The sequence below is a fragment of the Streptomyces sp. PSU-S4-23 genome (genome assembly GCF_055632315.1).
Genome location: NZ_JBVMUU010000002.1, coordinates 5,017,209 through 5,037,514, shown reverse-complemented (window position 1 = coordinate 5,037,514; position 20,306 = coordinate 5,017,209). Strand labels below are relative to the sequence as shown.

The window sequence follows — 20,306 nt, the reverse complement described above, 5'->3', positions numbered from 1 at the left end:
GCAACGGGACGGCCCGGCACCCCGAGCGGGTGCCGGGCCGTCCCGTGCGGTGCGGGTCAGCGGACGAACACGCCCGCCTGGCTCGCCAGATCGAGGAAGTACTGGGGCGCCACGCCCAGTACCAGCGTCACCGCCAGGCCCGCGGCGATCGCCGTCACCGTCAGGGGCGAGGGGACCGCCACCGTCGGCCCCTCGGGGCGCGGCTCGCTGAAGAACATCAGCACGATCACGCGGAGGTAGAAGAACGCCGCGATCGCCGACGAGATCACACCGACCACGACCAGCGGTGCCGCCCCGCCTTCCGCCGCCGCCTTGAACACGGCGAACTTCCCGGCGAAGCCCGAGGTCAGCGGGATGCCGGCGAAGGCCAGCAGGAACACCGTGAAGACGACCGCCACCAGCGGGGACCGGCGCCCGAGCCCGGCCCACTTGGACAGGTGCGTGGCCTCGCCGCCCGCGTCCCGGACAAGGGTGACCACCGCGAACGCGCCGATCGTCACGAACGAGTACGCGGCCAGGTAGAAGAGGACCGAGGACACGCCGTCCGGGGTCGCGGCGATGACACCGGCGAGGACGAATCCCGCGTGTGCGATCGACGAGTACGCCAGCAGCCGCTTGATGTCGGTCTGGGTGACCGCCACGATCGCACCGCCGAGCATGGTGGCGATCGCGACCGCCCACATCACCGGCCGCCAGTCCCAGCGCAAGCCCGGCAGGACGACGTACAGCAGCCGCAGCAGCGCGCCGAACGCCGCCACCTTGGTCGCCGCCGCCATGAAGCCGGTCACCGGGGTCGGCGCGCCCTGGTACACGTCCGGCGTCCACATGTGGAACGGCACCGCGGCCACCTTGAACAGCAGCCCCATCACGACCATCGCGGCGCCGACGAGCAGCAGCGCGTCGTTGCCCATGGTGTTGGCGAGCGCCGGGTCGACGCTCGGCACCGTGCCCTCGACGACCCGCGCGATCGCCGCGTACGACACCGAGCCCGCGTACCCGTACAGCAGCGCGATGCCGAACAGCGTGAACGCGGAGGCGAACGCGCCGAGCAGGAAGTACTTGACCGCGGCCTCCTGCGACAGGAGCCGCTTGCGGCGGGCGAGCGCGCACAGGAGGTACAGCGGCAGCGAGAAGACCTCCAGGGCCACGAACAGCGTCAGCAGATCGTTGGCCGAGGGGAAGACGAGCATGCCGCCCACCGCGAACAGCAGCAGCGGGAACGCCTCGGTCGTGGTGAACCCCGCCTTCACGGCGGCCTTCTCGCTGTCACTGCCCGGTACGGACGCGGCCTGGGCCGCGAACGAGTCGACGCGGTTGCCGTGGGCCTCCGGGTCGAGGCGCCGCTCGGCGAACGTGAACACGCCGAGCAGACCGGCCAGCAGGATCGTTCCCTGCAGGAACAGGGACGGTCCGTCGACCGCGATCGCGCCCATCGCCGCGATATGGGCCTTCGTGGTGCCGTATCCGCCCGCCGCGAGCGCCACCACCGCGGCGAACGCCGCGGCGAGCGCGACGACCGACACGAACACCTGCGCGTAGTAACGGGACTTGCGCGGCACGAACGCCTCGATCAGCACTCCGACGAGCGCGGCACCGATGACGATCAGCGTCGGTGACAACTGCCCGTATTCGATCTTCGGCGCATCGATCTTCGAGATCGGGTCGGCCGCGGTTGTCCACAGGCTGTGGACGGCTGCTGTGCTCACTTGGCCGCCTCCACCACGGGCTTGGGATCGGTCTGGTGTACATCGGACATGGTCTGCTTGACCGCCGGGTTGACGATGTCGGTGACCGGCTTCGGGTAGACGCCCAGGAAGATCAGCAGCGCGATCAGCGGGGCGACCACCAGAAGTTCGCGTACGCGCAGGTCCGGCATCTCGGCGACCTCCGCCCTCACCGGGCCCGTCATCGTCCGCTGGTAGAGGACGAGGGCGTAGAGCGCCGCGAGGACGATGCCCAAGGTGGCGATGATCCCGATGGCCGGATGGCGCGTGAACGTGCCGACCAGGACCAGGAACTCACTCACGAACGGCGCCAGCCCCGGCAGGGACAGGGTCGCGAGGCTGCCCACCAGGAACGTGCCGGCGAGCAGCGGCGCGACCTTCTGCACGCCGCCGTAGTCCGCGATCAGACGCGAGCCGCGGCGCGAGATCAGGAAGCCCGCCACCAGCATCAGGGCGGCCGTCGAGAGCCCGTGGTTGACCATGTACAGCGTCGCGCCCGACTGGCCCTGGCTGGTCATCGCGAAGATGCCCAGGATGATGAAGCCGAAGTGCGAGACCGACGCGTACGCCACCAGCCGCTTGATGTCCCGCTGACCGACCGCCAGCAGGGCGCCGTAGATGATGCTGATGAGCGCCAGGACGAGGATGGCGGGCGTCGCCCACTTGCTCGCCTCCGGGAACAACTGGAGGCAGAAGCGCAGCATCGCGAAGGTGCCGACCTTGTCGACGACCGCCGTGATGAGCACGGCGACCGGGGCGGTGGCCTCGCCCATGGCGTTGGGCAGCCAGGTGTGCAGCGGCCACAGCGGCGCCTTGACCGCGAAGGCGAAGAAGAAGCCGAGGAACAGCCAGCGTTCGGTGCTGGTCGCCATGTGGAGCGAGCCGCTCGCCCGCGCCTGCACGATCTCCGGGAGGGAGAAGGTCCCGGCCTGCACATACAGGCCGATGACCGCGGCCAGCATGATCAGACCGCCGGCCAGGTTGTAGAGGAGGAACTTCACGGCGGCGTACGACCGTTGCGTGGCCGCCGCCTGCTCCCCGTGCTCGTGGGCGTGGTCCCCGAAGCCGCCGATGAGGAAGTACATCGGGATGAGCATGGCTTCGAAGAAGATGTAGAAGAGGAAGACGTCGGTGGCCTCGAAGGAGAGGATCACCATCGCCTCGACGGCCAGGATCAGAGCGAAGAAGACCTGTGTGGGCCGCCAGCGCCGGCTTCCGGTCTCCAGCGGGTCGGCGTCGTGCCAGCCCGCCAGGATCACGAACGGGATCAGCAGCGCGGTCAGCGCGACGAGCGCCACCCCGATGCCGTCGACACCCAGCTCGTACTGCACCCCGAAGTCCTTGATCCAGGCATGGGACTCGGTGAGCTGGTAGCGGGCGCCACCCGGATCGAAGCGGACCGCGACCACCGCGGCGAGCGCGAGCGTGGCGAGCGAGACGAGCAGCGCCAGCCACTTCGCGACGGTGCGCCGTGCGACGGGGACCGCGGCCGTGGCGATCGCTCCCACGGCCGGGAGCGCCGCCGTGGCTGTCAGCAGAGGAAAGGACATCGCTATCAGACCGCCCTCATGAGCAGGGTCAGTGCGACGAGCACCGCCGCACCGCCGAACATCGAGACCGCGTACGACCGGGCGTAGCCGTTCTGCAGCCGGCGGAGCCGTCCGGAGAGACCGCCGACCGAGGCCGCCGTGCCGTTGACGACGCCGTCGACCAGGGTGTGGTCCACGTACACCAGGGAGCGCGTGAGGTGCTCCCCGCCGCGGACGAGGACGACGTGGTTGAAGTCGTCCTGGAGCAGGTCGCGCCGGGCGGCCCGGGTGAGCAGCGATCCGCGCGGGGCGACGGCCGGGACCGGGCGGCGCCCGTACTGGGCGTAGGCGATGCCGACGCCGACGAGCAGCAGCACCAGGGTCGCGCCCGTGACCGTTCCGGCGCTGACCGGCGAGTGGCCCTCCGCGTGACCCGTGACCGGCTCCAGCCAGTGCAGGAAGCGGTCGCCCAGCGAGAAGAGGCCGCCCGCGAACACCGACCCGAAGGCCAGCACGATCATCGGGATCGTCATCACCTTCGGCGACTCGTGCGGGTGCGGCTCAGCGTGCTCGCCGCGGTGCTCCGCGGCCGGCTCCGCGCTCGGCTCGTCCGGGGAGGCCGTCGGCCTGTTCCTCCAGCGCTCCTCGCCGAAGAACGTCATCAGCATCACGCGCGTCATGTAGTACGCGGTGATGGCCGCGCCGAGCAGGGCCGCGCCGCCGAGGATCCAGCCCTCGGTGCCGCCCTTGGCGAACGCCGCCTCGATGATCTTGTCCTTGGAGAAGAAGCCGGACAGGCCCGGGAAACCGATGATCGCCAGGTAGCCGAGGCCGAAGGTGACGAACGTGACCGGCATGTACTTGCGGAGGCCGCCGTACTTGCGCATGTCGACCTCGTCGTTCATGCCGTGCATGACCGAACCGGCCCCGAGGAACAGCCCGGCCTTGAAGAAGCCGTGCGTCACCAGGTGCATGATCGCGAAGACGTAGCCGATGGGGCCGAGGCCCGCCGCGAGCACCATGTAGCCGATCTGCGACATGGTCGAACCGGCCAGCGCCTTCTTGATGTCGTCCTTCGCGCAACCGACGATCGCACCGAAGAGGAGCGTGACGGCACCGACCACGGTGACGACCAGCTGCGCGTCGGGCGCCGCGTTGAAGATCGCGCCGGAGCGGACGATCAGGTACACACCCGCGGTCACCATGGTCGCGGCGTGGATGAGGGCGGAGACCGGGGTCGGGCCCTCCATGGCGTCCCCGAGCCAGGACTGCAGCGGCACCTGGGCGGACTTGCCGCACGCGGCCAGCAGCAGCATCAGGCCGATGGCGGTGAGCTTGCCCTCCCCCGCCTTGTCCGCGCCGGCGAGGACCGGCTCGAAGGCGAAGGTCCCGAACGTCGTGAACATCAGCATGATGGCGATCGACAGGCCCACGTCGCCGACACGGTTGACGAGGAACGCCTTCTTCGCGGCGGTGGCCGCGCTCGGCTTGTGCTGCCAGAAGCCGATCAGCAGGTACGAGGCGAGGCCCACGCCCTCCCAGCCGACGTACAGCAGCAGGTAGTTGTCGGCGAGGACGAGCAGCAGCATCGCCGCGAGGAACAGGTTCAGATATCCGAAGAAGCGGCGCCGGCGCTCGTCGTGCTCCATGTACCCGACCGAGTACAGGTGGATGAGCGATCCGACGCCGGTGATCAGCAGCACGAACGTCATCGACAGCTGGTCGAGCCGGAAGGTGACGTCGGCCTGGAAACCGCCCACCGGGATCCAGCTGAACAGGTGCTGCGTCATGGTCCGGTCTTCGGCGCCCTTGCCCAGCATGTCGGTGAAGAGGACGACGCCGAACACGAAGGAGGCGGCGGACAGCACCGTGCCGATCCAGTGGCCGACCCCGTCCAGCCTTCTGCCGCAGCACAGCAGGACGGCCGCTCCGAGCAGGGGCGCCGCGATCAGCAGCGCAATCAGGTTCTCCACGATTCAGCGACCCCTTACAGCTTCATCAGGCTGGCGTCGTCGACCGAGGCCGAGTGGCGGGTACGGAACAGCGACACGATGATCGCGAGCCCGACCACGACCTCCGCGGCGGCGACGACCATCGTGAAGAACGCGATGATCTGGCCGTCGAGATTGCCGTGCATCCGGGAGAAGGTGACGAACGCGAGGTTGCAGGCGTTGAGCATGAGCTCGATGCACATGAACACCACGATCGCGTTCCGCCGGATCAGCACGCCGGTGGCGCCGATCGTGAACAGCAGGGCGGCGAGATACAGGTAGTTGACCGGGTTCACTTCGACGCCTCCTCGGTCCTCTTGAGCGCGGGCCGCTCGTCCTCGGTCCGCTCCAGACGCTCGGCGGTGCGGTGCTCCAGGGCCTTCAGATCGCTCAGCGCCTGTTCGGACACATCACGGATCTGGCCGCGGTCGCGCAGCGTCTTGTTGACGGTCAGCTCGGACGGGGTGCCGTCCGGGAGGAGGCCCGCGATGTCCACCGCGTTGTGCCGGGCGTACACGCCGGGGGCCGGCAGCGGCGGGACGTGCTTGCCCTCCCGGACGCGCTGCTCGGACAGCTCGCGCTGGGTCCTGGCGCGCTCGGTGCGCTCGCGGTGGGTGAGCACCATGGCGCCGACCGCGGCCGTGATGAGCAGCGCGCCGGTGATTTCGAAGGCGAACACGTACTTGGTGAAGATGAGGGCGGCGAGGCCCTCCACATTGCCGTTCGCGTTCGCCTGGCCCAGGCCGTTGAAGTCCTTCAGCGCCGCGTTGCCGATGCCGCCGAGCAGCAGGACGCCGAAGCCGACGCCGCTCAGGAGCGCCAGCCAGCGCTGCCCCTTGATGGTCTCCTTCAGGGAGTCCGCCGCGGTGACACCGACCAGCATCACCACGAACAGGAACAGCATCATGATCGCGCCGGTGTAGACCACGATCTGCACGACACCCAGGAAGTAGGCGCCGTTGGCGAGGTAGAAGACCGCCAGGACGATCATGGTGCCGGCCAGGCAGAGCGCGCTGTGCACGGACTTCTTCATGAAGACGGTGCACAGGGCGCCGATCACCGCGACGGTGCCCAGGATCCAGAACTGGACCGCCTCACCGGTGGAGGTGGTGTAGGCGGCGAGTTGCGCGCTCATGCGTCCACCTCCTCCGCCGAGGGCTGCTCGCCCTTGGAGACGGCGGCCTGGCGCACCGTGCCGGGCGCGGCCTCCGTCACCAGGCCCCGGTAGTAGTCCTGCTCGTCCGTCCCCGGGTAGATGGCGTGGGGCGTGTCGACCATGCCCTCTTCGAGGCCGGCCAGCAACTGCTCCTTGGTGTAGATGAGGTTGGCGCGGCTGGAGTCGGCCAGCTCGAACTCGTTCGTCATCGTGAGCGCGCGGGTCGGGCACGCCTCGATGCACAGGCCGCACAGGATGCAGCGGGCGTAGTTGATCTGGTACACCCGCCCGTACCGCTCGCCCGGGGAGTAGCGCTCCTCGTCCGTGTTGTCCGCGCCCTCCACGTAGATCGCGTCTGCGGGGCAGGCCCAGGCGCACAGCTCGCAGCCGACGCACTTCTCCAGTCCGTCCGGATGGCGGTTGAGCTGGTGCCGTCCGTGGAACCGCGGAGCCGTGGTCTTCTTCTGCTCCGGGTACTGCTCGGTCAGCCGCTTCTTGAACATGGCCTTGAAGGTCACGCCGAAGCCGGCCACAGGGTTCAGGAAACCGGGCTTGGTCTCCTTGGGCTCCTCAGCCATCGGACGCCTCCTTTCCATCCGAAGATCCGTCACTGACAGTGTCCGCACCACCACTGACAATCAGCTCCCGCTCGCGGTGCGGGCGGCGCCTCGGCACCGGCGGCAACGTCTGGCCCGGCAGCGGCGGTACGGGGAATCCGCCCGCCATCGGGTCGAAGGCGGCGGGCTCCTCGGCGGAGCGCGCGGTCTCCTTCGCCCTCTCGCGGAACATGTCGGCGACGAACGACAGCAGCAGCAGCGCGAGGACGCCGCCGGCCACGTACAGGGCGATGTCGCCGAAGGCGTAGTTCTCGTTGCGCAGCGCCCGTACCGTCGCGACGAGCATCAGCCAGACCACGGAGACCGGGATGAGGACCTTCCAGCCGAGCTTCATCAGCTGGTCGTAGCGGACGCGCGGGAGCGTGCCGCGCAGCCAGATGAAGAAGAACAGCAGCAACTGGACCTTGATGACGAACCAGAGCAGCGGCCACCAGCCGTGGTTCGCGCCCTCCCAGAAGGTGCTGATGGGCCACGGGGCCCGCCAGCCGCCCAGGAAGAGCGTGGTCGACACGGCCGAGACCGTCACCATGTTCACGTACTCGGCGAGCATGAACAGCGCGAACTTGATCGACGAGTACTCGGTGTTGAAGCCGCCGACCAGGTCGCCCTCGGACTCCGGCATGTCGAAGGGGGCGCGGTTGGTCTCGCCGACCATCGTGACGATGTAGATGATGAACGAGACCGGCAGCAGCAGGATGTACCAGCGGTCGTGCTGCTGCTCGACGATCCTCGACGTGGACATCGAGCCCGAGTAGAGGAACACCGAGGCGAAGGCGGCGCCCATGGCGATCTCGTAGGAGATCATCTGCGCGCACGAGCGCAGGCCGCCCAGCAGCGGGTAGGTGGATCCGGAGCTCCAGCCCGCGAGCACGATGCCGTAGATGCCGACCGAGGCGACCGCGAGGACGTACAGCATCGCGATCGGCAGGTCGGTGAGCTGCATCGCGGTGCGGTGGCCGAAGACCGAGATCTCGTTGTCGGCGGGTCCGAAGGGGATCACCGCGATCGCCATGAAGGCCGGGATGGCCGCGACGACCGGCGCCAGGATGTAGACCACCTTGTCGGCGCGCTTGACGATGAGGTCTTCCTTGAGCATCAGCTTCACGCCGTCGGCGAGCGACTGGAGCATGCCCCAGGGGCCGTGCCGGTTGGGGCCGATGCGCAGCTGCATCCAGGCGACGACCTTGCGCTCCCACACGATGGAGAACAGCACGGTCACCATCAGGAAGGCGAAGCAGAAGACCGCCTTGATGGCGATCAGCCACCACGGGTCGCGGCCGAACATGGAGAGGTCTTCAGCGGCGAGGTACGGGCTCATGCCTCCACCTCCTTGGGGGCTTCGGCGGGGGACGTCGCCGGGCCGATGTGGACGAGGGTGCCGGGCAGCGCTCCGGCGTCGGAGATGACGCCGCCGCCCGTGGAGTTCATCGGGAGCCACACCACGCGGTCCGGCATCTCGGTGATCTGCAGCGGCAGTTCGACGGTTCCGGCGGGGCCGCTCACGGCCAGCACCGCACCGTCCTCGACGCCGGCCTCGGCGGCGGTGGCGGCCGACAGACGCGCGCGTGCCGCGTGCCGGGTGCCGGCGAGCGCGTCGTCGCCCTCCTGCAGACGGCCCCGGTCGAGCAGCAGCCGGTGGCCGGCGAGCACTGCCTCTCCGGCGCCCGGGCGGGGCAGCTGGGCGCCGGTGCCCATCGGGTCGGCCGCCCGGGACCCGTCCCATGCGCCGAGCCGGTCCAGCTCCGCGCGCACGGTGCGCAGGTCGGGCAGTCCCAGGTGGACGTCCATGGCGTCGGCGAGCATCTGGAGCACCCGCGCGTCGGTGGGCGGCAGCCGACGGGTCATCTGCTCGGGCTTGAGCGCGGCCTCGAAGAAGCGCGCCCGGCCCTCCCAGTTGAGGAACGTGCCGGCCTTCTCGGCCACCGCCGCCACCGGCAGCACCACGTCCGCGTGCTCGGTGACGTCACTGGGACGCAGTTCGAGCGAGACCAGGAAGTCCACCGCGGCGAGTGCCGCACGCGCGCGTGCCGGATCGGGCAGATCGGCCACCTCGACGCCGGCGACCACCAGGGCCTGCAGCTCGCCGCTCGCGGCGGCGTTCACGATCTGGCCCGTGTCGCGGCCGTAGCCGCTCGGAAGTACCGCGACGCCCCAGGCGGCGGCGACCTCCTCCCGGGCCCTCGGGTCGGTGGCCGGACGTCCGCCCGGCAGCAGCGAGGGCAGCGCGCCGGCCTCGAGGGCGCCGCGCTCCCCGGCCCGGCGCGGGATCCACACCAGTTCGGCACCGGTCGCGGTCGCGGCCCGGACGGCGGCGGTCAGCCCGCCCGCCACCCCGGCGAGGCGCTCACCGACGACGATGACCGCGCCCTCGGTGCGCAGTGCCTCCGCGGCCCGGATGCCGTCCCCCTCCAGGCCGACCTCGCCCGCCAGGGCGTCCAGCCACTCGGGCTCGGTGCCGGGCGCGGCGGGCAGCAGCGTCCCGCCCGCCTTCTCCAGGCCCCGGGTGGCGTGCGTGGCCAGCGAGAAGACCAGCTGCTTGCGCTTGCGCCACGCCTTGCGCAGCCTCAGGAAGACGCCGGGCGCCTCCTCCTCGGACTCGAATCCGACGAGCAGGACGGCCGGCGCCTTCTCCAGGGAGGTGTACGTGACGCCGCTGCCGTCGAGGTCGCGGCCCCGCCCGGCGACCCGGGCGGCCAGGAAGTCGGCCTCCTCGGTGCTGTGCGCACGCGCGCGGAAGTCGATGTCGTTGGTGTCGAGCGCCACGCGCGCGAACTTGCTGTAGGCGTAGGCGTCCTCGACGGTGAGCCGGCCGCCCGTGAGCACACCGGCCCGGCCCCGCGTGGCGAGCAGGCCCTGCGCCGCCACCCGGAGCGCCTCCGGCCAGGACGTGGGCTCCAGCTCACCCGACTCGTTGCGCACCAGCGGCCGGTCGAGCCGGTCCTTCATCTGCGCGTACCGGAACGCGAAGCGTCCCTTGTCGCAGATCCACTCCTCGTTGACCTCGGGGTCGTTCGCCGCGAGGCGCCGCATGACCTTGCCGCGCCGGTGGTCGGTGCGGGTCGCGCAACCGCCGGAGCAGTGCTCGCACACGGACGGGGACGAGACGAGGTCGAAGGGGCGGGCGCGGAAGCGGTAGGCCGCCGAGGTGAGCGCGCCGACCGGGCAGATCTGGATGGTGTTCCCGGAGAAGTACGACTCGAAGGGGTCGCCCTCACCGGTACCGACCTGCTGGAGCGCGCCCCGTTCGAGCAGTTCGATCATCGGGTCGCCGGCGATCTGCTTGGAGAAGCGGGTGCAGCGGGCGCACAGCACGCAGCGCTCACGGTCGAGCAGCACCTGGGTGGAGATCGGCACCGGCTTCTCGTAGGTGCGCTTCTTGCCGTCGAAGCGGGAATCGGCGGCGCCGTGCGACATCGACTGGTTCTGCAGCGGGCACTCGCCGCCCTTGTCGCAGACCGGGCAGTCCAGCGGGTGGTTGATGAGCAGGAACTCCAGCATCCCCTTCTGGGCCTTCTCGGCCACGGGCGAGGTGAGCTGGGTCCTCACCACCATTCCGTCCGTACAGGTGATCGTGCAGGACGCCATGGGCTTGCGCTGGCCCTCGACCTCGACCATGCACTGGCGGCAGGCGCCCACGGGGTCGAGGAGGGGGTGGTCGCAGAAGCGGGGGACCTCGATGCCGAGCTGCTCGGAGGCACGGATGACCAGGGTGCCCTTGGGCACGCTGATCTCGATGCCGTCGATGGTCAGCGTGACGAGGTCCTCCGGTGGGATGGCCGCTTCTCCCTTTCCGGAGGAGCGCTGGCCCGCGGCGGAGCCGCTGTCGGATTGCTGTACGGTCATGCGTTCACCTCCGTGCGGTCGGCCCAGGCCGTGGACTTGGCCGGGTCGAAGGGGCAGCCCCGGCCTGTGATGTGCTCCTCGTACTCCGCGCGGAAGTACTTGAGGGAGGAGAAGATGGGTTGGGCGGCGCCGTCGCCGAGGGCGCAGAACGCCTTGCCGTTGATGTTGTCGGCGATGTCGGCGAGCTTGTCGAGGTCGGCCATGGTGCCCTTGCCGGCCTCGAGGTCCCGCATCAGCTGAACCAGCCAGTACGTCCCTTCGCGGCACGGTGTGCACTTGCCGCAGGACTCGTGGGCGTAGAACTCGGTCCAGCGGGTGACGGCGCGGACCACACACGTCGTCTCGTCGAAGCACTGCAGGGCCTTGGTGCCGAGCATGGAACCGGCGGCGCCCACACCCTCGTAGTCGAGCGGGACGTCGAGGTGCTCGTCGGTGAACATGGGCGTCGACGAGCCGCCCGGGGTCCAGAACTTGAGGCGGTGGCCGGGCCGCATGCCGCCGCTCATGTCGAGCAGCTGGCGGAGCGTGATGCCGAGCGGGCCCTCGTACTGGCCGGGGTTCGCGACGTGGCCGCTGAGCGAGTAGAGCGTGAAGCCGGGGGACTTCTCGCTGCCCATCGACCGGAACCATTCCTTGCCCCGGTGCAGGATCGCGGGAACCGACGCGATCGACTCGACGTTGTTCACGACAGTCGGGCACGCGTAGAGGCCCGCGACCGCAGGGAAGGGGGGACGCAGCCGCGGTTGGCCACGGCGGCCTTCGAGCGAGTCGAGCAGCGCGGTCTCCTCGCCGCAGATGTACGCGCCCGCGCCCGCGTGCACGGTGAGGTCGAGATCGAGTCCGCTGCCGAGGATGTTCTTGCCGAGGTAGCCCGCCTCGTACGCCTCGCGCACGGCGGAGTGCAGGCGCCGCAGCACGGGGACGACTTCACCACGCAGATAGATGAAGGCGTGCGACGACCTGATGGCGTAGCACGCGATGACGATGCCCTCGATGAGGCTGTGCGGGTTCGCGAAGAGGAGCGGAATGTCCTTGCACGTTCCGGGCTCCGACTCGTCGGCGTTGACAACGAGATAGTGAGGCTTGCCATCACCCTGGGGAATGAACTGCCACTTCAGTCCCGTGGGGAATCCCGCGCCGCCGCGCCCGCGCAGTCCGGAGTCCTTGACGTACGCGATCACCTCGTCCGGCGACATGGCGAGCGCCTTGCGGAGGCCCTCGTAGCCGTCGTGCCGCCGGTAGACGTCCAGCGTCCAGGACTTCTCCTCGTCCCAGAAGGCGGACAGCACGGGTGCGAGCAGCTTCTCGGGGCTCGTCTCCCCCCCGCCCTCGAATCCGCTCGGGCGGGCGGTGCCCCCGTTCTCGGCTGCCACGGTCATCACTGCCCCTCCTCGGCGACGGGCCCGGCCGGGTGGCTCGGGTCGGAGGCCGATGTGTCCTGCGGCGCGTCGTGCGAGCTGGGGTGCACGTCCGCGTCCGCCGCCGTCCCACTGCGCGGCTCGTCGTGCGGGCCGCCGTCGCGCGGGTGGACCACGCGTGCGGCGGGCTTCTCCCCCTTGGCCAGCCGCAGACCGGTCAGCGAGGCCGGGCCCGCGCCACCGGTCGCGTCCACGGCCCCTTCCCGTTCGTCGGGGAAGCCGGCCAGGATCCGGGCCGTCTCCTTGAAGGTGCACAGGGGGGCGCCGCGGGTGGGGTCGGCCTGCCGTCCCGCCCGCAGGTCGTCCACGAGGCGCTTGGCGCTCTCGGGGGTCTGGTTGTCGAAGAACTCCCAGTTGACCATCACGACCGGCGCGAAGTCGCAGGCCGCGTTGCACTCGATGTGCTCCAGGGTGACCTTGCCGTCGCCGGTGGTCTCGCCGTTGCCGACGCCGAGGTGCTCCTGGAGGGCGGAGTAGATCGCGTCGCCGCCCATCACGGCGCACAGCGTGTTGGTGCAGACGCCGACCTGGTAGTCGCCGGAGGGCCGCCGCCGGTACATGGTGTAGAAGGTGGCGACCGCGGCGACCTCCGCCGTGGTCAGCTCCAGCACGTCCGCGCAGAACTGCATCCCGGTGCGCGTGACATGGCCCTCCTCCGACTGCACCAGGTGCAGCATCGGCAGGAGGGCGGACCGGGAGTCCGGGTAGCGGGCGATGATCTCGCGGGCGTCCTGCTCGAGCCGGGCTCGAACGTCGTCCGGGTAGTCGGGCGCGGGCAGCTCGGGCATGCCCAGGCTCACGCCGTGATCCGAAGAACTGGTGGTCACCGGTCGACGCCTCCCATCACGGGGTCGATGGACGCGACGGCGACGATGACGTCGGCGACCTGGCCGCCCTCGCACATCGCGGCCGTGGCCTGCAGGTTGGTGAAGGACGGGTCCCGGAAGTGGACCCGGTAGGGCCGGGTGCCGCCGTCGGACACGACGTGCACACCGAGTTCGCCCTTGGGGGACTCGACGGCCGCGTACGCCTGTCCCGGCGGGACGCGGAAGCCCTCGGTCACCAGCTTGAAGTGGTGGATCAGGGACTCCATGGAGGTGCCCATGATCTGCTTGATGTGGTCGAGGGAGTTGCCGAGCCCGTCGGGTCCCAGGGCGAGCTGGGCGGGCCAGGCGATCTTCTTGTCGGCGACCATGACCGGGCCGGGCTCCAGCCGGTCCAGGCACTGCTCGACGATCCTGACCGACTGGCGCATCTCCTCCAGCCGGATGAGGAACCGGCCGTAGGCGTCGCAGGTGTCGGCGGTCGGGACGTCGAAGTCGTACGTCTCGTAGCCGCAGTAGGGCTGCGCCTTGCGCAGGTCGTGCGGCAGGCCGGCCGCGCGCAGGATCGGGCCGGTGGCGCCGAGGGCCATGCAGCCGGACAGGTCGAGGTAGCCGATGTCCTGCATGCGGGCCTTGAAGATGGGGTTCCCGGTGGCGAGCTTGTCGTACTCCGGGAGGTTCTTCTTCATCTTCTTCACGAACTCGCGGATCTGGTCCACCGCGCCCGGCGGCAGGTCCTGGGCGAGTCCGCCGGGGCGGATGTAGGCGTGGTTCATCCGCAGGCCGGTGATCAGCTCGAAGACGTCGAGGATCAGCTCCCGGTCGCGGAAGCCGTAGATCATGATCGTGGTGGCGCCGAGCTCCATGCCTCCGGTGGCGATGCACACCAGGTGGGAGGACAGCCGGTTCAGCTCCATCAGGAGCACGCGGATGACCGAGGCGCGGTCGGGGACCTGGTCCTCGATGCCGAGGAGCTTCTCGACGGCGAGGCAGTAGCCCGTCTCGTTGAAGAACGGCGTCAGGTAGTCCATGCGCGTCACGAACGTGGTGCCCTGCGTCCACGTGCGGTACTCGAGGTTCTTCTCGATGCCGGTGTGGAGGTAGCCGATGCCGCAGCGGGCCTCGGTGACCGTCTCGCCCTCGATCTCCAGGATCAGCCTGAGCACGCCGTGCGTGGACGGGTGCTGCGGCCCCATGTTGACGACGATGCGCTCGTCGTCGGCGCGGGCCGCGGACTGGACGACCTCGTCCCAGTCGCCGCCGGTGACCGTGTAGACGGTGCCCTCGGTGGTCTCGCGCGGGGAGGCGGAGGACGGAGTCTGGGTGTTCATGAGTACGACCTCCGCTGGTCCGGAGCCGGGATCTGGGCGCCCTTGTACTCGACGGGGATGCCGCCGAGGGGGTAGTCCTTGCGCTGCGGATGGCCCAGCCAGTCGTCGGGCATCATGATCCGCGTCAGCGCCGGGTGGCCGTCGAAGATCAGGCCGAAGAAGTCGTACGTCTCGCGCTCGTGCCAGTCGTTCGTCGGGTAGACCGGGACGAGCGACGGGATGTGCGGGTCGGCGTCCGGGGCGCTGACCTCCAGGCGGATCAGCCGGTTGTGGGTGATCGAGCGCAGGTGGTAGACGGCGTGCAGCTCGCGGCCCTTGTCGCCGGGGTAGTGCACTCCGCTGACGCCCGTGCACAGTTCGAAGCGGAGCGCCGGGTCGTCGCGGAGCGTCCGGGCGACGGCGACGAGGTACTCGCGTTCGATGTGGAAGGTCAGCTCGCCGCGGTCGACCACCGTCTTCTCGATGACGTTCCCGGGGAGGAGACCCTGCTCCTCCAGGGCGCCCTCCAGTTCGTCGGCGACCTCGTCGAACCAGCCGCCGTAGGGGCGGCCGGCCGGGCCCGGGAGCCGGATGGAGCGCACCAGACCGCCGTAGCCGGAGGTGTCGCCGCCGTTGTTGGCGCCGAACATGCCGCGCTGGACGCGGATCTCCTCGCCGCGGTCCCCGCGCATGCCGGGGAGGTTGGCGGCGCCGAGGTCCTTCTCGGGGTTGACGCCGTTGCCGTCGGCGCCGGCACCGTTCGCACCGTCGCGCGGCGTGTTCGCGCCGTTGCTCTTCGCGTCGCTCATCGCAGCAGCCCCTTCATCTCGATCGTCGGGAGGGCCTTGAGCGCCGCTTCCTCCGCCTCGCGGGCCGCCTCCTCGGCGTTGACGCCGAGCTTGGAGCTCTGGATCTTCTGGTGCAGTTTGAGAATCGCGTCCATCAGCATCTCGGGCCGCGGCGGACAGCCGGGCAGATAGATGTCCACGGGCACGATGTGGTCGACGCCCTGGACGATCGCGTAGTTGTTGAACATGCCGCCCGAGGAGGCGCACACCCCCATGGAGATCACCCACTTGGGGCTCGGCATCTGGTCGTAGACCTGCCTCAGGACCGGCGCCATCTTCTGGCTGACCCGGCCCGCGACAATCATCAGGTCCGCCTGGCGGGGCGATCCGCGGAAGACCTCCATGCCGAAGCGCGCCAGGTCGTAGCGGCCGGCGCCGGTGGTCATCATCTCGATGGCGCAGCAGGCCAGTCCGAAGGTGGCGGGGAAGACGGACGCCTTGCGCACCCATCCCGCGGCCTGCTCGACGGTGGTCAGAAGGAAGCCGCTCGGCAGCTTTTCTTCGAGTCCCATGGCTTCAGCCCCTCAGTCCCATTCCAGGCCGCCGCGCCGCCATACGTACGCGTACGCGACGAAGACGGTGAGCACGAAGAGCAGCATCTCCACGAGCCCGAAAATCCCCAGGGCGTCGAAGGTGACGGCCCACGGGTACAGGAAGACGATCTCGATGTCGAAGACGATGAAGAGCATCGCCGTCAGGTAGTACTTGATGGGAAAGCGCCCGCCACCGGCCGGTGTCGGGGTCGGCTCGATACCACACTCGTAAGCCTCGAGCTTGGCCCGGTTGTACCGCTTCGGACCGATCAGCGTGGCCATGACCACGGAGAAGATCGCAAAGCCTGCCCCGAGGGCTCCCAGTACGAGGATGGGCGCATACGTGTTCACCGCTCCTCGCTCCTCTCAGTCGGCACTGACTGCTGGCGGTTGCACTGGGCTCACACCCACCCCGTCTGTACCGCGAACCCCACTCGCCCCAGCGAAGATCGTGCACATGTGAAGCAGGTCACAAGCCCAACTGCCGTGCATCCTATGCCCGGGGGTGTGTGATCTGCGACACGAGGGTGCCCTTGTGCTTTGTGATCTCTACCACCCGTCGAACGATCATGAAGTCGGATGAGCAATGACCTTCGTACGCGAAGCGGCCAAGCGATCACCAGGAGATGACATTTTCGTTCATCACCGCTGGTCAGGGCCGCTTCGCACTACCAGGCGACGACCACTGTAGGCAAATTCGCGCCGGATCGGATCCCCTGATAGGGGGAGCGTGTTCACGCACGAGAGGGGGAGGCGTCACGGGAGTGGACGTGTGCATGCGTTCACGAGCCGAGGCCGGTGCGCGCACAGACGAACCGTTCACCGTCGGCCACCCGTCGCACACATCGCGTCATCGGCCGTGAACGCCCGGCAACCGCACACCGTGCGTCACCGGCCGCACACCCGGGACCGGTCCCGCCCGCGGGGACGCCGCCGCCGTGGTGACCGTTCCGTGACCTGCGCCACACCCGCGAAGGCGCCCACAAAGCGGGCTTGGCCACATGTCCTCACCGGTGGTAGGCGGAGAGCAATCCGGACGTAACGATGAAAGACCGTGATCACAGGCTTGATCACCAGTGTCCGCAATGCCCGTTACGGCGTCAATAAAGAACGACACGCCCGGGATTCAGGGTCTCGATTGAACAACTGTGGCGCAGCACACGTTCCTTGAAGGTATGGAGGAGCCCCTGATACCGCTTGTACTCATGTCCCACACCGCTCACATACGCAGCCACCGGAAGCCCCGGAACCGCAGCGCGTCGAACCTCGCGATGCGGGCCGGAGTTGCCGGTGGCGTCCTCAGCATGGCCGCGGTCGGCGCGGCCGCATCGGCGAACGCCGCCGAGCCGGTGACGCAGACCCTCGAACTGCCCACGCTCACGGCCGACATGGCCACGCAGGTCGCGCAGTCCGCGGAGGCCACCCAGCAGGCCGCGGCCGACTACCAGCTGCAGGCCGAGCGTGACGCGGCCGCCGCAAAGGCCGCGAAGCAGGCCAAGGCGGACCTCGCCGTGGCCCAGAAGAAGGCGGAGGCGAGGAAGAAGGCCGAGGAGGCCCGCAAGGCCGCCGCCGAGCGCGCCACGCGCAGCTCCGGGCGGACCGCGCTCTCCGCGACGACCGCGTCCGCGCCGAGCGGCAGCGTCGGGACGGTGATCTCCTTCCTCAAGGCACAGGTGGGCGACGCCTACGTCATGGGCGGCACCGGCCCCAACGCCTGGGACTGCTCCGGCCTCGTCCAGGCCGCGTTCAGGCAGGTCGGCGTCGACCTGCCGCGCGTCTCCCAGGACCAGTCGACGGTCGGCACCGACGTCTCGCTCTCCAACCTGCAGGTCGGGGACATCCTCTACTGGGGTGCCAAGGGCTCCGCGTACCACGTCGGTGTCTACATCGGCAACGGTCAGTACCTGGACGCGGCGAACCCCTCCAAGGGCGTCGTCATCCAGGACCTCTCCGGGTACCCGGCGACGGGCGCCGTGCGGGTGCTCTGAGCCGTATCCTCCGCGCACCGTACGAGCCGTGCGGGGTGAAGGGCCGCAGCCGCTCGGGGGCAGCGGCCCTTCAGCCCCGTCCGTCCGGCCGGATCGGACGGCTCAGCCCAGGTCGAAGGTGTTGGGCAGGCCCAGCCGGTAGCGCGCCTCGTCGACGCGCTTGAGGGGCTCCATCTCCGGCGGCCGGTACAGCTCCCAGATCCGGCACCGTCCGGCGCCCGAGCCGTCCGCGTCCAGAAGCGCGTTGACGGCCCGTCGTGCCGACTCGTTGGCTCCCTCCATCGTCGCCAGGTCCACGTCCGTGCGCACGTAGTCGCCCGCGAGGAAGAAGTTGGGCACGGCGGTCCTCGCCGACGGGCGGTTGTAGAGCGTGCCCGTGGGGTGGACGAGGAGCGGCTCGCGGTTCTCCGGATCGGGTCCGCCGAGCCCGGTCACCGCCGGGTCCATGAACCAGCCGAGCCGGTCGGCGTCCGTGAGCGTCGCCCGGCCGGAGTCGTTCAGGGCGTCCTTCAGCTGCGCCCAGCACTCCTCGACGATCTCCTCACGCGTGCACTCACGGGCTTTCTTGCCGTACAGGATCCCGGGCTTGTCCCACTCCGACACGATCGCGGAGAGGCAGTCGCGCGCGCTCCCGTCGCCGTAGTCCGCCGGGAAGTTCCGCACGTCCCAGAACTGCGCCTGCCCGATGCCCGTCACCGACCACGGTGAGTCGAGGCAGTTGATGTGCCCGTGCACGACCGGCGTGGGCGTGCGCAGATAGAACTGGACACCGGTCATCCAGTCCGTCTGCAGCGCGTCGCACCTGGCGAGCTGCGGGTCGGCGGCGCGCAGGGCCGTGCCCCAGGTGCGCCGGGCGTGCTCGACGGGCATGGCGGAGACGTAGTGGTCGGCGGTGACCGTGCGTTCACGGCTCCCGTCGCGCGCGGACACGGCCACGCCGGTGACGCGCCCGCCCTCGCAGAACACCTCGCGTACCTGGGCGTCGAACACGAACTCGACGCCCAGAGAGCGCAGGTGAGCGGCCCAGGGATCGATCCACGCCTCACTCGTGGGGGCGTTGAGCACCCGGTCGATGTCCGCGTCGCCGTCCATGCCGCGCCCGAGCAGTCCCCATAGCAGCAGCGCCTCGACGATGACGCGGCCGACGGTGCGGGTGGAGGCGATTTCGGCGCGGGTGGCGACGAGGTTGCGGGTCTGGCCGATGCCGAGGAGCGTGCGGTACTCCTCGCTCATCTGCCCGGCGCGGATGAAGTCCCACCAGGAGGTCTTCTCCCACTGGTCCTCGCGGCGGGCGTCGCAGCTGGTGAGGTGGACGAGGAGACGGTCGGCGAAGTACGCGGCCTCGTGCGCGGGCAGCCGGGTGCCCAGGTCGAGGACGGACAGGACCTGGTCGCGGATCCAGGACGGGGTGATGTCGCCGGGCGCGGGCGGGGTGGTGAGCCGGCGCAGCGGGAAGTGGAGGTCCGGACGGCCGCCGGCACGGGCGAAGAGGGCCTCGGTGCCGCTGCGGAGGTTGTCGTGGACGCCGTTGGCATTGCCGGGGAAGGGGATGCGGCGCATGGTGTCCGGCAGGTTCCGGTAGAAGCCGGGGAAGAAGCGGAAACCGTGCTCCCCCGGCAGCGGCCTGCGGCCGCCGGAGCCGGTCCCGGGGACGTCCATCGAGCGCGCCTTGCCGCCGAGGACGTCGTAGTACTCGTAGACGGTGACGGCGTAGCCGCGCTCGGCCAGTTCGTGGGCGGCGCTGAGTCCGGAGACACCGCCGCCGAGGACGGCGACCCGGGTGGCCGAGGGGGCGGTGGCGGCGGATGCGGCGGCGCCCGGCCGTAACGAGACGGCCGCAGCAGTTCCCGAGGCACCTGCGAGGAAGCGTCTGCGGGTGGTTCCCTGGTGTTCTGTTGTCATGGGTACGGGAGGGTAGGGAGACACGCCCCACGACGGAAGGTCGCGGATCGGTCACCCACAGCATCCTCACTGATGGCGCGGTTCTCACACCAGGGGGAACAGGCGCGCCACGACGGCGACGGGCCGGGCTCCCTCCGGGCGGATCGAGGGGCGCTGCTCGCGGTCCCGGTAGCGGGCGAGCGCACGGCGCACCGTGTCCGCGACGGCCTTCATCTCCTCCGGGGTGAGGTGGACGACCGCACTGAACGCCTCGTCCTGCCGCCACTCCTCGGGGACCCGGTCCTTCTGCGCGAGCCACTGCCGGTAGCTCTCGTCCTCCAGGCCCCGGGCCAGCTCCCCGAAGCCCTCGGGTTCGGCGCTCCCGCCCCGCAGCCGCCAGGGCCTGGCCCGCCCGTGGCTCTGCGGCACCTCCTCGATGCGCCCGTGGCGCGCCAGCTGGCGCAGATGGAAGGAGCACAGGCCGGAGCTGTAGCCCAGCCGCGCCGCGGCCTCCGTGGCGGTCACGGTGCCCACCTCGGCGAGCAACTCCAGCAGGGCGGTGCGCACTTCGTGCTCGGGGAGTGTTCCGGCCGGGTCCCTCACGTCGTCTTCGGTCACTTTGCAAAGTATGCTACTTTGCAAAG

General features: G+C 69.9%; 17 protein-coding genes. 1 reads left to right on the top strand and 16 read right to left on the bottom strand.

What is annotated here, in order from left to right:
- Positions 1 to 56: 56 nt before the first annotated feature.
- Genes nuoN through ACZ79I_RS23025 form a run of 14 tightly spaced genes read right to left on the bottom strand, consistent with a single transcriptional unit; the run spans position 57 to position 16,144 of the window.
- Complete coding sequence (nuoN, locus tag ACZ79I_RS23090; RefSeq protein WP_471499388.1) at positions 57 to 1,706, bottom strand: NADH-quinone oxidoreductase subunit NuoN; 1,650 nt, start codon at positions 1,704 to 1,706, stop codon at positions 57 to 59.
- Complete coding sequence (locus ACZ79I_RS23085; protein ID WP_471499387.1) at positions 1,703 to 3,274, bottom strand: NADH-quinone oxidoreductase subunit M; 1,572 nt, start codon at positions 3,272 to 3,274, stop codon at positions 1,703 to 1,705. Before ACZ79I_RS23085 ends, nuoN begins: the two co-directional genes overlap by 4 nt.
- A gap of 5 nt (positions 3,275 to 3,279) precedes the next feature.
- On the bottom strand, positions 3,280 to 5,226 hold the full coding sequence (gene nuoL / locus ACZ79I_RS23080) for an NADH-quinone oxidoreductase subunit L (protein WP_471499386.1): 1,947 nt from the start codon (positions 5,224 to 5,226) through the stop codon (positions 3,280 to 3,282).
- 14 nt (positions 5,227 to 5,240) lie between these two features.
- Positions 5,241 to 5,540 carry an NADH-quinone oxidoreductase subunit NuoK gene (nuoK, locus tag ACZ79I_RS23075; protein ID WP_023547474.1) on the bottom strand — a complete coding sequence of 100 codons (300 nt, stop codon included), beginning with the start codon at positions 5,538 to 5,540 and terminating at the stop codon, positions 5,241 to 5,243.
- Positions 5,537 to 6,379, bottom strand: a complete 843-nt coding sequence (locus ACZ79I_RS23070) for an NADH-quinone oxidoreductase subunit J (RefSeq protein WP_471499385.1) — start codon at positions 6,377 to 6,379, stop codon at positions 5,537 to 5,539. Before ACZ79I_RS23070 ends, nuoK begins: the two co-directional genes overlap by 4 nt.
- Positions 6,376 to 6,978 carry an NADH-quinone oxidoreductase subunit NuoI gene (gene nuoI, locus ACZ79I_RS23065; protein WP_471499384.1) on the bottom strand — a complete coding sequence of 201 codons (603 nt, stop codon included), beginning with the start codon at positions 6,976 to 6,978 and terminating at the stop codon, positions 6,376 to 6,378. Before nuoI ends, ACZ79I_RS23070 begins: the two co-directional genes overlap by 4 nt.
- Positions 6,971 to 8,335, bottom strand: coding sequence for an NADH-quinone oxidoreductase subunit NuoH (gene nuoH, locus ACZ79I_RS23060; RefSeq protein WP_471499383.1), 1,365 nt, complete (start codon positions 8,333 to 8,335; stop codon positions 6,971 to 6,973). The genes nuoI and nuoH overlap by 8 nt, the downstream gene beginning before the upstream one ends.
- A complete protein-coding gene (locus ACZ79I_RS23055; protein ID WP_471499382.1) occupies positions 8,332 to 10,860 on the bottom strand; it encodes an NADH-quinone oxidoreductase subunit G in 2,529 nt (842 codons plus the stop codon). Before ACZ79I_RS23055 ends, nuoH begins: the two co-directional genes overlap by 4 nt.
- Positions 10,857 to 12,242 (bottom strand): NADH-quinone oxidoreductase subunit NuoF, encoded by a 1,386-nt coding sequence (nuoF, locus tag ACZ79I_RS23050; protein ID WP_471499381.1) that lies wholly within the window; start codon positions 12,240 to 12,242, stop codon positions 10,857 to 10,859. The genes ACZ79I_RS23055 and nuoF overlap by 4 nt, the downstream gene beginning before the upstream one ends.
- Positions 12,239 to 13,105, bottom strand: coding sequence for an NADH-quinone oxidoreductase subunit NuoE (gene nuoE, locus ACZ79I_RS23045; RefSeq protein ID WP_471499380.1), 867 nt, complete (start codon positions 13,103 to 13,105; stop codon positions 12,239 to 12,241). Before nuoE ends, nuoF begins: the two co-directional genes overlap by 4 nt.
- Complete coding sequence (locus ACZ79I_RS23040) at positions 13,102 to 14,433, bottom strand: NADH-quinone oxidoreductase subunit D (protein WP_471499379.1); 1,332 nt, start codon at positions 14,431 to 14,433, stop codon at positions 13,102 to 13,104. The genes nuoE and ACZ79I_RS23040 overlap by 4 nt, the downstream gene beginning before the upstream one ends.
- Positions 14,430 to 15,221, bottom strand: a complete 792-nt coding sequence (locus ACZ79I_RS23035) for an NADH-quinone oxidoreductase subunit C (RefSeq protein WP_471499378.1) — start codon at positions 15,219 to 15,221, stop codon at positions 14,430 to 14,432. Before ACZ79I_RS23035 ends, ACZ79I_RS23040 begins: the two co-directional genes overlap by 4 nt.
- Complete coding sequence (locus ACZ79I_RS23030) at positions 15,218 to 15,772, bottom strand: NuoB/complex I 20 kDa subunit family protein (protein WP_030742960.1); 555 nt, start codon at positions 15,770 to 15,772, stop codon at positions 15,218 to 15,220. The genes ACZ79I_RS23035 and ACZ79I_RS23030 overlap by 4 nt, the downstream gene beginning before the upstream one ends.
- Before the next feature lie 12 nt (positions 15,773 to 15,784).
- A complete protein-coding gene (locus tag ACZ79I_RS23025) occupies positions 15,785 to 16,144 on the bottom strand; it encodes an NADH-quinone oxidoreductase subunit A (protein WP_471499377.1) in 360 nt (119 codons plus the stop codon).
- Positions 16,145 to 16,968: 824 nt separating this feature from the next.
- On the opposite strand from ACZ79I_RS23025, the gene ACZ79I_RS23020 reads away from it, so the two are divergent.
- Positions 16,969 to 17,781: a C40 family peptidase gene (locus ACZ79I_RS23020; protein ID WP_471499376.1), complete on the top strand. Its 813-nt coding sequence runs from the start codon at positions 16,969 to 16,971 to the stop codon at positions 17,779 to 17,781.
- Positions 17,782 to 17,883: 102 nt separating this feature from the next.
- On the opposite strand, the gene ACZ79I_RS23015 is transcribed toward ACZ79I_RS23020, so the two are convergent.
- Positions 17,884 to 19,683: a hydroxysqualene dehydroxylase gene (locus tag ACZ79I_RS23015; protein ID WP_471499375.1), complete on the bottom strand. Its 1,800-nt coding sequence runs from the start codon at positions 19,681 to 19,683 to the stop codon at positions 17,884 to 17,886.
- 84 nt (positions 19,684 to 19,767) lie between these two features.
- Positions 19,768 to 20,280 carry an ArsR/SmtB family transcription factor gene (locus ACZ79I_RS23010; protein WP_471499374.1) on the bottom strand — a complete coding sequence of 171 codons (513 nt, stop codon included), beginning with the start codon at positions 20,278 to 20,280 and terminating at the stop codon, positions 19,768 to 19,770.
- Between the last annotated feature and the right edge of the window lie 26 nt (positions 20,281 to 20,306).

Bases quoted from the DNA above. Each gene is read 5' to 3' on its own strand.
- nuoI (WP_471499384.1), bottom strand. From the start codon at position 6,978: ATGGCTGAGGAGCCCAAGGAGACCAAGCCCGGTTTCCTGAACCCTGTG.
- ACZ79I_RS23020 (WP_471499376.1), top strand. From the start codon at position 16,969: ATGGAGGAGCCCCTGATACCGCTTGTACTCATGTCCCACACCGCTCAC.
- ACZ79I_RS23055 (WP_471499382.1), bottom strand. From the start codon at position 10,860: ATGACCGTACAGCAATCCGACAGCGGCTCCGCCGCGGGCCAGCGCTCC.
- ACZ79I_RS23070 (WP_471499385.1), bottom strand. From the start codon at position 6,379: ATGAGCGCGCAACTCGCCGCCTACACCACCTCCACCGGTGAGGCGGTC.
- ACZ79I_RS23035 (WP_471499378.1), bottom strand. From the start codon at position 15,221: ATGAGCGACGCGAAGAGCAACGGCGCGAACACGCCGCGCGACGGTGCG.
- ACZ79I_RS23040 (WP_471499379.1), bottom strand. From the start codon at position 14,433: ATGAACACCCAGACTCCGTCCTCCGCCTCCCCGCGCGAGACCACCGAG.
- ACZ79I_RS23085 (WP_471499387.1), bottom strand. From the start codon at position 3,274: ATGTCCTTTCCTCTGCTGACAGCCACGGCGGCGCTCCCGGCCGTGGGA.
- ACZ79I_RS23030 (WP_030742960.1), bottom strand. From the start codon at position 15,772: ATGGGACTCGAAGAAAAGCTGCCGAGCGGCTTCCTTCTGACCACCGTC.
- nuoH (WP_471499383.1), bottom strand. From the start codon at position 8,335: ATGAGCCCGTACCTCGCCGCTGAAGACCTCTCCATGTTCGGCCGCGAC.
- ACZ79I_RS23015 (WP_471499375.1), bottom strand. From the start codon at position 19,683: ATGACAACAGAACACCAGGGAACCACCCGCAGACGCTTCCTCGCAGGT.